Origin of the sequence: Streptomyces sp. NPDC058662, from assembly GCF_042716255.1 — a bacterium.
Taxonomy (GTDB): Bacteria; Actinomycetota; Actinomycetes; order Streptomycetales; family Streptomycetaceae; genus Streptomyces.
In genome coordinates, this window is the sequence record NZ_JBHXRU010000025.1 from 62292 (window position 1) to 73995 (window position 11704).

The window sequence follows — 11704 nt, forward strand, 5'->3', positions numbered from 1 at the left end:
GCTACTTCGGGTCGTAGGCGGCCATGGCGGCCCGCACGGCGGGTGAGAAGAGGGCCGGGCCGAGGGCGTCGGAATGGGCGAGCCCCTCCGGGGTCAGGCGCAGCTCCCCGCACTCGGCGGCGGCCGTGTCGAGCCAGCCGCGGGCGGTGAAGGCGCCGAGTTCCGCGGGGAAGTCCTCGTGCGGACCGGTGCCGAAGCGGGCGCGGTAGTCGGCGAGAGGCATGCCCCGGGCCTGGAGCAGGGACTGCAGGAGGTGGCGGCGGCGCGCCTCGCCGCCGTCGACGTACCTGCCGTGCTCGGCGCGGCCGAAGTCGCCGGTGGCGGTGTAGTCGTCGATGATCGCCCGGACCTCGCCCATGTCGACGGCGTAGTCGAAGGAGTAGTGCACGGCCGAGGTGTAGGAGCGGGCGCCGCAGCCCAGGCCGATCATGCCGTCCGTCTGGCAGGCGTGGTCGTCGGGCCCCTGCGGGGCGGCGCCGGCCCGGCGGAACATGCGCATCGACACCTGCTCGTAGCCGTGGGCGAGGAGGTGGTCGCGGCCCCGGCGGTAGAGGTCCAGGCGCTGCTCGTCCCACGCGCTGTCGGTGTGCGCGGTGCGCCGGGCGAGGCCGGTGAGCGGACGGACGTACAGCGGGTAGAGGTACAGCTCCTCGGGCTCCCAGGCGAGCGCGGCGTCCAGGGAGGTGCGCCAGGTGGCGGGGGTCTGGCCGTCGATGCCGTAGATGAGGTCGATGTTGAGGACCGGGATGCGGGCCTCGCGGATCCGGCCGAGCGCCCCCTCGACGTCGGCGCGGCGCTGCGGGCGTACGGCCGCCCGCGCCTCGGCGTCGACGAAGCTCTGGACGCCGATGCTGAGCCGGGTCGCGCCGCGCTCGGCGAGGACCGCGAGCCGGTCGGCGGTAGCCGTCGCGGGTGAGGTCTCGACGGAGAGCGGGACGGCGCGCAGGTCCGCGCCCATACGGAGCTCGGCGATGTCGCAGAGCCGGGTCAGCTCGTCGGCGGTGAGGAAGGTCGGGGTCCCGCCGCCGAACGCGGCGTTGGCGAACCGGACCGGGCCGTCGTCGCCGAGGGCTTCGCGGACGGCGGCGGCCTGGCGGTCGAGGGCGTCGAGGTAGCGGCCGGCGAGGCCGTCCGGGGCGCCGATACGGGTGAACAGGTTGCAGAAGCCGCAGCGGACCTCGCAGAACGGTATGTGGAGGTAGAGGGAGAGCGCGCTCTTGTCCTCGCCGCGCCACAGGTCGCGCAGGGCCGGCCGGCCGGGCAGCGGGCGGTACGCGGTCTTGTGGGGGTAGGCGTACACATAGCTCTGGTACGGGCGGACGGGCGCGCCGGTGCCTGCCGCGGCGGTCGCGGTCGCGGGGGTGGTGACGAGGGCGGTCATACGGACGGCTCCAGGAAGAAATGGGCGTACGGCACGGTCCACACGGCCTCGTGGGCGAGGCGGTGGCCGGTGTAGCCGTCGTCGCCGTAGGTCGTGCCGTGATCGGAGCAGACGATGGCGAAGCAGCGGCGGCGCGAGCTCATCGCGGCGAACAGCCGGCCGATGTGGCGGTCGATGTACTCCAGGGCGGCGGCGTGGGTGGCGCGGCTGTCCCCCGCCTCCCGGGTGGCGCCCGCCAGGTGGAACCAGTTGGGCTGGTGCAGCGCGGACGCGTTGAGGAAGAGGAACAGCGGCTGCTCCGCGGGGAGGGAGCCGACGACCCGCTCGACCCGCTCGACCTGCGCCTCGAAGGAGGCGGGGGAGGCCACCCCGAACTCCGGCTCCCAGTGGCTCTCCTGGAACATCCCGGGGAGTACGCCGCCCAGCGCTCCCCGCTTGTTGAAGAAGCCGACGCCGCCCACGCACACGGTGCGGTACCCGGCCGCGGCCAGGCCGGAGACCAGGTCGGGGGTGTCGAAGACGTACGTGCGCCCGGCGGTGCTCTCGCTGCCGGCGAAGCGCGCGGCGAACAGCCGCGCGTGCGGCCCCGGCGCGGCGGGCGTCGGCAGGAATCCGGCGAACATCGCCTGGTGGGAGGCGTAGGTGAAGCTGCCGGGGGCGTGCCGCCGCTCCCAGGCGCCGCCGGAGAGGTGGCGGGCCAGGTGCGGGATGCGGCCGGCCGCGGCCAGTTCGGCGGCGACGTCGTAGCGGAGGGTGTCGAGGGTGAGCAGCAGGAGGTCGTCGCGGCCGACGACCTCGTTCATGTCCGGTTCACCCGTGTCGGGCCCGTGCCGGTCGGATCCGGGCGGGCGGGTCCCGGCGCCGGCGGGCTCAGGCTGGTGCATGGCGGTCGTTCCTCGCGTGGTCGTGCGGCTGTGCGCGGTGTCGTACGTACGGCAGTGCGGCGGCGACCTGGGCGGCGTACGTGTCGAGGCCCTCGGCCCCGCTGCCGGGCAGGCCGCTCAGACCGGGCAGCAGGTCGCCGAAGGCGTTGACCTCCGCGACGGCGAACCGCCGCCAGCCGACGGCGGGCAGCAGGTCCACGCCGACGCACAGGGTGCCGGGGAAGCAGGCCGCTGCCCGCTCGCAGATGTCCAGGGCGTCCGACCAGCGGGGGCCCGCGGCCTCGACAGCCGCGGACAGGTCGCCTCGGCTGCCGCCGAGGTGCAGGTTGGTCATGGGGGAGCGGCTGGTGCGGACCACGGCATGGGTGGCGCGGCCGGCCACGACGACGACGCGGAGGTCGGCCGTGCGGCCGGCCAGCGAGGCCTTGGGCCACCAGCGTTCGACGTGCAGGCCGTCGGGGGCGAGCGCGTCGACCAGCGCGGCGATCTCCCGCTCGACGGTCAGGCGGCGCACGCGCAGGGAGTTGTGCAGACTGCCGTCCTCCGCCGTCTCGACCGAGGTGGTGGCCCGGACGCGCCCCCGGCCCGCCGTCTCGACGGCGACGACGCCGGAAGCGGACGAGCCGTGGGCGAGCTTCACGAACACGCGCGGCATGCCGTGCAGGTCCATGAGGGCGCGGACGTCGTCCCAGCCGCCCACCGGCGGCCCGCCGCCGGAGGTCGGGGAGGGGGGCACGGGTACCCCGGCGGTGTCCAGGGCGCGGTGGCACCGCCGCTTGTCGAAGAGGACGGCCAGCTCGTCGGGGTCGTCGAGGCGTACGCCGCCGGCGAGGCTCCGTACGGCCGCGGTGAACCGCGCGTACCAGCGGGCGCCGCCCTCCACACGGGTGGGGTCCGCCAGACCCCGCAGGGCCCGGTCCACCTCCGCGTTCTCCCCCGGCGAGTCGAGGCGTACGAGCTCGTCGGGGGCGAAGGCGGCGCCGCCCGCGCGCAGTACGGACGTCCACGGCACGACCCGGGGGGCGGGCAGCCCGCTGTCCCGGACGGCCCGGACGAACAGCTCGACGCGGCGGTTCTCCCGGTTGCCGACGACCGCCCAACGCGAAGGCGCGTGTTCCGCCACGACCGCCGCGCTACTCGCCGACGGCGACGAAACGCCAGACACGGCCGTCCCACTCGTCCTCGTCCGCGTTGCCCGGGTCGAGGGAGAGCCGCACGCCGGCGCTCTCCAGCGTGTCCCGGAAGCGCTGCCGCAGCGGTTCGCTGAGGTAGTTGTGGTGGAGGTCCAGGGCCGCCAGATGGGTGAGGGGCTGGCCGCCGAGCAGCGCGGCGCCGCCCTCGTCGGTGAGGACGCCCATCGACAGGTCGAGGGCCTCCAGCCGGGCGACGACGGGGGCGGCGGCCACCGCGGCGGCGATCTCGTCCTGGATGTCGCTGTTGCGCAGGCCGAGGTGGCGCAGGCCCGGCAGGCGGTCGCCGCCCAGGATCGGCTCCAGATCGGCCGCGGTGCAGTCACCGCCGTAGTTCGCCGTGCCGAGCCAGAGATCGAGGCTGTGGAGGGCGGGCAGGTCGCTGGCGGCGACACCGCGGACGGCCTCGGCGGGCATGCCGCCGGTCTCCACGGTCAGGGAGCGCAGGCGCCGGTGCGTGAAGGGGGGTATGACGAGGCCGGTGCCGCCGCGGACGCCGAACTCCTCCAGGTCGGGGAAGCCGTCGAGGAGCGGGCCGACGTCGCCCTGGCTGATCCAGGAGATCTCGCACTCCTCGGACTCCATGTCGCCGAGGAACAGGGCCCGCAGGGCGGGCAGTCGGGGGCGGGCGGCGAGGAGCGCGGCGATGATGTCCCCGGGACCGCTGTCGTACGCGTCCTCCCACGCGCCGACGACGATCGCCCGGACGCGGGTGGTGTCGACGGCCTCGGTGAACCGGGCGAACGCCTCCGGCCAGGTCTCCTCCGCGTCGTAGGTGTCGGACGACACCCGCCACGCGACGGCGTCCGCCTCGGGCAGGAGGTCCAGGCCCTTCTCGTCGCCGGACGCCGGGAAATCGAAGACGGGCAGTCCGTACGACTCCCGCAGATGGCTCGCGTAACTCATGGTCCCCGCCGTTCCTCGCCTGTCTCGTCCGGTGCCGCGCCGGTGTGCCGCGTCCGGTGCGCGCCTGCAAGTTGTAGCAAGAGGCTCTGACAACGGCCGAGGCAGGGGCGGCCGCGGGGCCGTTGTCAGTGGCCCGCCGTAGCTTCGGAACCGACGCGGCGCACCGGGCGGCGCGTGGGAAGGGGGAGACGTATGTACCGGCAGGGGGACGTGCTCGTCGTGCCGTTGGCCCAGTCGCAGGTGCCGCCGTACGCCGCGAACGCGCCGGCGGAGCCGCGGGACGGGCGCGGGCGGCTCGTCCTGGCGCTGGGCGAGGTGACCGGGCACGCGCACGCGGTGCTGGGTCCGGGCCGGCTGGTGCGGGAGCAGGGGCCGTTGGCCCCGCTGCTGCTCCACCTGCCCGATGGGGGGCGGGTGGTGCACGAGGAGCACGCCGCGATACCGCTGCCGAAGGGCTGGTACCGGGTGGTGCGGCAGCGGGAGTACGTGCCGGGCTCGGTGCGGCTCGTGGCGGACTGAGCGGCGGCGCGAGCGGCGGACCGGATGTGGACGGGGTGGCGGACGGAGTGAGGACCGAGTGGGGGACAGCGTGGCGGAACGGGTGGGCGGCGTGGACGTGGTGAGCGCGGCGGGAGGAGCGGTGGTGGATCGGGCACGCGTCGAGGGGGCGGACCCGGCGCACGGCGCGGTCGAGGAGTGGCGGGCCGTCGTGGCGGCGACCGGGCCCGCCGACCGCGCCGCGGCGGAAACCGGTGTGCGCCTCGCCTACCGCGCGGCCGGCCTGCCCGAACCGGAACGGATCGTCTGGGCGGACTCCCCGCGGGCCGCGCTGGCCCTGCTGGGCGACGCGGACGGCCCGTGGGGGGCGCAGGCGCGGGGACGGAGCGTACGGGACGCGGTCCGCAGCGCGCCGTGGGCGGCCGAGCGCGCCCGGGCGCAGGACCGGTGGGGCGGCCAGGGCTGGGGGCGCAGGTGGGCTCTGACGGGCGCGAGGTTGTGGGAGAACACGGAGCGGCTGGCGGGACGCGTCCGCACCGGGCTCGTCGAGGAACTGGCCGCCGCCGACACCGGACGGGAGGCGCAGGTCCGGCTGCTCCTCCTGGACGCCGTGCTGGGCCAGCACGACGGGGCCTGGCTGTGCGCCTTCGACACCGGCCCGGGTACCCCGCTGGAGGGCCTCGCCGCGGTGGCCCGGGCGGCGGGCTGGTGGTGGCCGTACGAGCGGCTGGCCGTGGTGTGCGAACGCCCGGCGGAGCTGTACCGGGACGAGGCGGGCCGACTGGACCGCGGTGACGGCCCCGCCCTCGCGTTCCCGGACGGGTTCGCGCTGCACGCGTGGCGCGGGATGCCCGTGCCCGCGCATTTCCTCGCCGGCCTGGACGCGCTGACACCCGAGCGCATCCGGGACGAGGAGAACGCGGAACTGCGCCGGGTCATGCTGGAGTACTACGGCTACGAGCGCTACCTCGCCGCGACGGGCGCCGAGCCGGTGCACCGGGACGGTACGGGCGTCCTGTGGCGGATGCCGCTGCCGGGCGACGAGGACGTCGTCATGGTGGAGGTGGTCAATTCCACGCCCGAGCCGGACGGTACGAGCCGGACGTACTGGCTGCGGGTGCCGCCGGACACGCGGACCGCCCGGCAGGGAGTGGCCTGGACCTTCGGCCTGGACGAGGAGGCCTACGCGCCGGTACGCGAGACGTGACGCGCGGGCGGCTCCCGGACCCGGGCACGTTCCCGCCCGTGCCCGCCGCTGAGGAGTGGCGGCCGTGCGCACGGGCAGGGCAGGCTGGACTCATGAGAGCACCCGGGCGCTCGTCCCCGAGACCGGGAGCGGGCGGCCACCACAAGATCCTTTTCACCCTCGCCGAGTGCCTGCCCTTCGCACTCGCCCTGCTGGTGCTCCTCGTCGAGCTCACCCCCGTCCACTTCGTGTACACCGGCCCCCTGCTGGTCGCCACACCCGCACTGGCCGCGGTGGCCATGGGTCCCAGGGGCACGCTCGCCGCGGCGGGGGTGGCTGTCGGGGTCAGCGTGATCACCGCCACCCACAACCAGGCCTGGGGCGCGCAGCAGGTCTACACGAACCTGTTCGCCCTGTTCCTGGTGTCGGTGGCGAGTTTCCTGTCGAGCCGCGCGGTCCGCACGCGCCGGGAGAACGAGCTCAACCAGGTACGCCGGATCGCCGTGGCCGCCCAGGAGGTCCTGCTGCGGCCCGTGCCGGACCGGCTGGGCTCCGTACGGGCCGCCAGCATGTACGTGGCGGCCGAGACGGGTGCGCAGATCGGCGGCGACCTGTACGACGCGGTCCAGACCCGGTACGGGGTCCGGATGATCGTCGGGGACGTCCGGGGCAAGGGGCTGCCCGCCGTACGCGCCGCCGCGGTCGTGCTCGGCGCGTTCCGGGAAGCCGTGCACTACGAGGACGACCTGGTGGAGGTCATCAACCACTGCGGAGCCGCCCTCCGGCGGGACGCCGCCATCGTGGGCGCGAGCGGTGAGGACCGCGACGGCGCCCTCCTGGAGGGGTTCGTGACCGCCCTCGTGGCCCAGATCGCGGACGGACCCGGCATCGAAGTGATCAACCGGGGCCATCCGCCCCCCGTGCTGCTGCACGACGGCGAGGTCCGGCTCCTGGCGCCCGGCACGCCGCTGCCGCCGCTCGGGCTGGAGGAGTTCATCAGCGGCCCGTCCGGGACGGACACCTATCCGTTCGAGCCGGGGGACCGGCTGCTGCTGCACACCGACGGCGTCATCGAGGCCCGTGACGGAGCCGGTGCCTTCTTCGACCTGCCGGCGGCCCTGACGGCGATGCGCGACCGCACCCGGCCCGGGTTCCTGGAGGGCCTGCGCCAGGCGCTGATCGACCATACGCAGGGCGCTCTGGCGGACGATGTGGCGGTCATCCTGATCGACCGGCTCGAACGGGAGTGACCTTGGGACGCCGGATGACCCGGGGGAGCGGGACGACATGACAGAAGGGCCCGGATCCTGATCAGGATCCGGGCCCTTCCACGTGGTAGCGGGGACAGGATTTGAACCTGCGACCTCTGGATTATGAGCCCAGCGAGCTACCGAACTGCTCCACCCCGCGTCGTTGAATCCCACTCTACGCCATCCGGGGCCCTCCCGTTCACCATTTCTCCTGCTCAGGCCTGCTCAGGCCGGCTCAGCTCCTGCTCAGGCCTGAGCAGGAGCTGGCCCGAGCCCCCGCCGGTGCGCCGCGTCCGGGTGCGGCGGGCCCGTCAAGCGGGCGCTCGGCCGCGTTCGCGAACCACCCCGACGCCGCCCAAACACGCTGGGCGGAAGGATCACTGCATCGAGGTAACGCGGTCGGCTTCACCGGGGTGAATGGGACGACCCGCCGCTAGGGTTCCCGTGGATCTCACCGGATTCCCGGATATTCACCCCCATTTTCCTCTTTCACCGGCGACCTGTGCCCAGCCCCGATCGCCGCCCTGCCGAAGGAGAGCCCGCCCGATGACCGTTGACACCACCACCGTGCAGCAGCTGGAGCAAGCGACCAGGCAGTCCAGCCTGAGCACGGCGGCCGCCCGCAACCTCGCGACCACGACCAAGTCCGCGCCGCAGATGCAGGAGATCACCTCCCGCTGGCTGCTGCGGATGCTCCCCTGGGTGGAGACCAAGGGCGGCACCTACCGGGTGAACCGCCGGCTGAGCTACACCGTCGGCGACGGGCGCATCGACTTCGTCCAGGACGGCGGCACGGTCCGGGTCATCCCCCGGGAGCTCGGCGAACTCGCCCTGCTGCACGGCTTCGACGACGTCGAGGTGCTGACCGCGCTCGCCGACCGGTGCGTCCAGCGCGACTTCCGCGCCGGCGAGGTGCTGGTCGAGCGCGGTGCCCCCGCGGAGCAGATCCACCTGATCGCCCACGGCCGGATCAGCCAGACCTCCGTGGGCAAGTACGGTGACGCGGTGGCCGTCGCGGTGCTCGCCGACGGCGACCGGTTCGGCGAGAGCGCCCTGCTGGACGCCGACGCCACCTGGGACTGCACCGCCACCGCGGAGACCGCGGGCACCCTGCTCACCCTGTCCCGCTCCGACTTCGCCGCCGTGCAATCCGCCGCGCCGGGCCTCCAGGCGCACATCCGCGAATTCAGCGCGCTGCCCCTGCAGCGCCAGAACAAGCACGGCGAGGCCGAGATCGCGATGTCCGCCGGCCACACCGGCGAGGCCGAACTGCCCGGCGCCTACGTCGACTACGAACTCAACCCGCGCGAGTACGAACTCTCCATCGCGCAGACCGTGCTGCGGGTCCACACGAGGGTCGCCGACCTCTACAACGAGCCGATGAACCAGACCGAGGAGCAACTCAGGCTCACCATCGAGGCGCTGCGCGAGCGCCAGGAGCACGAGCTGATCAACAACCGGGAGTTCGGCCTCCTGCACAACGCCGACTTCAAGCAGCGGATCCAGACCCACTCCGGCCCGCCCACCCCGGACGACCTCGACGAGCTGCTCTGCCGCCGCCGCGGCTCCAAGTTCTTCCTCGCCCACCCCCGGACGATCGCCGCGGTCGGACGCGAGTTCAACGCCCGCGGTCTCTACCCGGACCACGTCGACCTCGGCGGGCAGCAGGTCCCAGCCTGGCGCGGCGTCCCGATCCTCCCCTGCAGCAAGATCCCCATCAGCAAGGAGAACACCAGCTCGATCCTCGTCATGCGTACGGGCGAGGACGCGCAGGGCGTCATCGGCCTGCGTCAGACGGGTCTGCCCGAGGAGTACGAGCCGGGGTTGTCGGTGCGCTTCATGGGCATCGACGCGCAGTCGATCATCTCCTACCTGGTCACCACCTACTACTCCGCCGCCGTCCTGGTGCCCGACGCGCTCGGTGTCCTGGAGAACGTGCAGATCGCGCGCAGGAGCGACTGACCGGGGGCCGGCCGAGGGCACGACAGCCCGGGCCGGCCCGGTACGCCGGATCCGGTACGCCCACCCACCTCAGCAAGGAGCACGGATGCCCGAGCCCGGGCTTTCCCCTGTGCGGTCGGCCCTGCCCGCCGCCGCGGCCCGCTTCGGGACGCACATCCTGGCGCGCGCCCACGCCGACGCCTCCGCGGCCGCCCTCGCCGTCACCGGGCCTCCCCATGCCGTCGCCGCACGGCCCGAGGCCCTCGCCGCCGCGCCTCCCCACGCCGTCGCCGCACGGCCCGCCGCCGTCACCGCGCCGCGCGCCACCGGCACCGTGCCCGCCCCACCCGCCTCCGTCCCGGTACCCGGGCCCGTAGCCGTCGACGCACCCGGGCCCGCGGCCGCGCCCGTACCGAACCCGGCCCTGGAGCACCTCCTGCGCGGCCCCCACGGGTTGGGCACCGCGGGCCTCTACCTGACCCCGCGCCAGGCGCCCTCGGCGCTCCCGGAATCCGCGGCGCCGGTGGCGGGCCGTCCGATCCCTGGGCTGTACCACCACCCGGTGCCGGAGCCCGACGCCGTGCGCGTGGAGGAGGTCAGCCGCAGGATCAAGGCCTGGGCGCTGGACGAGGTCGAGCTGTATCCCGACGACTGGGAGGAGGAGTTCGACGGCTTCTCCGTCGGGCGCTACATGGTCGCCTGCCATCCGGACGCCCCCACCGTCGAGCACCTGATGCTCGCCACCCGCCTGATGGTCGCCGAGAACGCCGTGGACGACTGCTACTGCGAGGACCACGGCGGCTCGCCGATCGGCCTCGGCGGAAGGCTCCTCCTGGCGCACACCGCCCTCGACCCCCTCCACACCACGAGGGAGTACCAGCCGCAGTGGGCGCGGTCGCTGCACGCGGACGCCCCCCGGCGCGCCTACCGCTCCGCCATGGAGTACTTCTCCCAGCACGCCTCCCCCTCGCAGGTCGACCGCTTCCGGCACGACATGGCCCGGCTGCACCTCGGGTACCTGGCCGAGGCGGCCTGGGCGCAGACGGAGCACGTCCCCGAGGTGTGGGAGTACCTGGCGATGCGGCAGTTCAACAACTTCCGCCCCTGCCCGACCATCACGGACACCGTCGGCGGCTACGAACTGCCGGCGGACCTCCACGCCCAGCCCGCCGTGCAGCGGGTCATCGCGCTCGCCGGCAACGCCACCACGATCGTGAACGACCTGTACTCCTACACCAAGGAACTGGCGAGCCCCGGGCGGCACCTGAACCTGCCCGTGGTGATCGCCGAGCGGGAGGGCGCCTCCGAGCGGGACGCCTACCTCAAGGCGATCGAGGTCCACAACGACCTCATGCACGACTTCGAGGGCGAAGCCGCCGCCCTGGCCGCCACCTGCCCCGTCCCGAGCATGCTGCGCTTCCTGCGGGGCGTGGCCGTGTGGGTGGACGGCAACCACTACTGGCACCAGACCAACACGTATCGCTACAGCCTGCCCGACTTCTGGTAAGGATGGGACCCTCCCAATGACCAGCACCGACCTCACCGCCGCCGGAAACGCCGCAGCCTCCGCTCGCGGCTCCGTGTTCATCCCCTCCCCGGCGAACCCCTACCAGGGGGACATCGCCCGGTACTGGGACCACGAGGCCAGGCCCGTGAACCTGCGCCTCGGCGACGTCGACGGCCTCTACCACCACCACTACGGCATCGGCGACGTCGACCGGGCCGCCCTCGGCGACGCCGAGGACAGCGCGTACGAGAAGAAGCTGATCGCCGAGCTGCACCGCCTGGAGTCGGCGCAGGCCGAACTCCTCCTGGACCACCTCGGCGCCCCGGGGCGCGACGACACGCTCGTGGACGCCGGCTGCGGCCGGGGCGGCTCGATGGTCATGGCCCACCAGCGGTTCGGCAGCAAGGTCGAGGGCGTCACCCTGTCGGCCAAGCAGGCCGACTTCGCCAACGGGCGCGCCCGCGAACTCGGTATCGACGACCACGTCCGGGCCCGTGTCTGCAACATGCTCGACACGCCCTTCGAGAGCGGCCGGGCCGCGGCCTCGTGGAACAACGAGTCGAGCATGTACGTCGACCTGCACGACCTCTTCGCGGAGCACTCCCGGATCCTCCGGGTCGGCGGCCGCTACGTGACCATCACCGGCTGCTGGAACCCGCGTTACGGCCAGCCGTCGAAGTGGGTCTCGCAGATCAACGCGCACTTCGAGTGCAACATCCACTCCCGGAGGGAGTACCTGCGCGCGATGGCCGACAACCGCCTCGTACCGCAGGCCGTCATCGACCTGACACCCGCGACCCTGCCCTACTGGGAGCTGCGGGCCACTTCCTCCCTGGTCACGGGGATCGAGGAGGCCTTCATCAACTCCTACAAGGACGGCTCCTTCCAGTACGTCCTGATCGCGGCCGACCGGGTTTGACCGGGTCTGAGTGACGCTTCCGTAGGCCGAGGGGGCCGGGAC

The 11704-nt window shown here is 73.7% G+C and carries 10 protein-coding genes and 1 tRNA gene; 6 read left to right on the forward strand and 5 right to left on the reverse strand.

Annotation, left to right across the window (positions count from 1 at the left end):
- Position 1 precedes the first annotated feature (1 nt).
- The 4 genes from ACFWUQ_RS12315 to ACFWUQ_RS12330 form a co-directional block, all read right to left on the reverse strand.
- Complete coding sequence (locus ACFWUQ_RS12315) at positions 2-1381, reverse strand: STM4012 family radical SAM protein (RefSeq protein ID WP_384536533.1); 1380 nt, start codon at positions 1379-1381, stop codon at positions 2-4.
- Positions 1378-2184: an STM4013/SEN3800 family hydrolase gene (locus ACFWUQ_RS12320; protein WP_384536563.1), complete on the reverse strand. Its 807-nt coding sequence runs from the start codon at positions 2182-2184 to the stop codon at positions 1378-1380. Before ACFWUQ_RS12320 ends, ACFWUQ_RS12315 begins: the two co-directional genes overlap by 4 nt.
- Before the next feature lie 67 nt (positions 2185-2251).
- Positions 2252-3388, reverse strand: coding sequence for an STM4014 family protein (locus ACFWUQ_RS12325; RefSeq protein WP_384536536.1), 1137 nt, complete (start codon positions 3386-3388; stop codon positions 2252-2254).
- A gap of 10 nt (positions 3389-3398) precedes the next feature.
- Positions 3399-4361: an STM4015 family protein gene (locus ACFWUQ_RS12330; protein WP_384536539.1), complete on the reverse strand. Its 963-nt coding sequence runs from the start codon at positions 4359-4361 to the stop codon at positions 3399-3401.
- A gap of 192 nt (positions 4362-4553) precedes the next feature.
- On the opposite strand from ACFWUQ_RS12330, the gene ACFWUQ_RS12335 reads away from it, so the two are divergent.
- From ACFWUQ_RS12335 to ACFWUQ_RS12345, 3 genes are all read left to right on the forward strand, one after another.
- Complete coding sequence (locus ACFWUQ_RS12335) at positions 4554-4880, forward strand: hypothetical protein (protein ID WP_384536542.1); 327 nt, start codon at positions 4554-4556, stop codon at positions 4878-4880.
- 124 nt (positions 4881-5004) lie between these two features.
- On the forward strand, positions 5005-6066 hold the full coding sequence (locus ACFWUQ_RS12340; RefSeq protein ID WP_384536566.1) for a DUF6745 domain-containing protein: 1062 nt from the start codon (positions 5005-5007) through the stop codon (positions 6064-6066).
- 92 nt (positions 6067-6158) lie between these two features.
- A complete protein-coding gene (locus tag ACFWUQ_RS12345) occupies positions 6159-7295 on the forward strand; it encodes a PP2C family protein-serine/threonine phosphatase (RefSeq protein WP_384536545.1) in 1137 nt (378 codons plus the stop codon).
- A gap of 83 nt (positions 7296-7378) precedes the next feature.
- On the opposite strand, the gene ACFWUQ_RS12350 is transcribed toward ACFWUQ_RS12345, so the two are convergent.
- Positions 7379-7455 (reverse strand) — tRNA-Met (locus ACFWUQ_RS12350).
- Between the two features lie 386 nt (positions 7456-7841).
- Here ACFWUQ_RS12350 and ACFWUQ_RS12355 point away from each other — a divergent pair.
- The 3 genes from ACFWUQ_RS12355 to ACFWUQ_RS12365 all read left to right on the forward strand — a co-directional run bounded on the left by ACFWUQ_RS12355 (position 7842) and on the right by ACFWUQ_RS12365 (position 11662).
- Positions 7842-9257, forward strand: coding sequence for a family 2B encapsulin nanocompartment shell protein (locus tag ACFWUQ_RS12355; protein ID WP_384536548.1), 1416 nt, complete (start codon positions 7842-7844; stop codon positions 9255-9257).
- Between the two features lie 85 nt (positions 9258-9342).
- A complete protein-coding gene (locus tag ACFWUQ_RS12360) occupies positions 9343-10743 on the forward strand; it encodes a family 2 encapsulin nanocompartment cargo protein terpene cyclase (RefSeq protein WP_384536551.1) in 1401 nt (466 codons plus the stop codon).
- Between the two features lie 16 nt (positions 10744-10759).
- Entirely contained in the window at positions 10760-11662 is a 903-nt protein-coding gene (locus ACFWUQ_RS12365) for a geranyl diphosphate 2-C-methyltransferase (protein ID WP_384536554.1), read from the forward strand.
- The last annotated feature ends 42 nt before the right edge of the window (positions 11663-11704 follow it).

Excerpts from the sequence above, each read along its gene's own strand:
- ACFWUQ_RS12330 (WP_384536539.1), bottom strand. The coding sequence starts at position 4,361 with ATGAGTTACGCGAGCCATCTGCGGGAGTCGTACGGACTGCCCGTCTTC.
- ACFWUQ_RS12355 (WP_384536548.1), top strand. The coding sequence starts at position 7,842 with ATGACCGTTGACACCACCACCGTGCAGCAGCTGGAGCAAGCGACCAGG.
- ACFWUQ_RS12365 (WP_384536554.1), top strand. The coding sequence starts at position 10,760 with ATGACCAGCACCGACCTCACCGCCGCCGGAAACGCCGCAGCCTCCGCT.
- ACFWUQ_RS12335 (WP_384536542.1), top strand. The coding sequence starts at position 4,554 with ATGTACCGGCAGGGGGACGTGCTCGTCGTGCCGTTGGCCCAGTCGCAG.
- ACFWUQ_RS12315 (WP_384536533.1), bottom strand. The coding sequence starts at position 1,381 with ATGACCGCCCTCGTCACCACCCCCGCGACCGCGACCGCCGCGGCAGGC.
- ACFWUQ_RS12345 (WP_384536545.1), top strand. The coding sequence starts at position 6,159 with ATGAGAGCACCCGGGCGCTCGTCCCCGAGACCGGGAGCGGGCGGCCAC.
- ACFWUQ_RS12360 (WP_384536551.1), top strand. The coding sequence starts at position 9,343 with ATGCCCGAGCCCGGGCTTTCCCCTGTGCGGTCGGCCCTGCCCGCCGCC.
- ACFWUQ_RS12320 (WP_384536563.1), bottom strand. The coding sequence starts at position 2,184 with ATGAACGAGGTCGTCGGCCGCGACGACCTCCTGCTGCTCACCCTCGAC.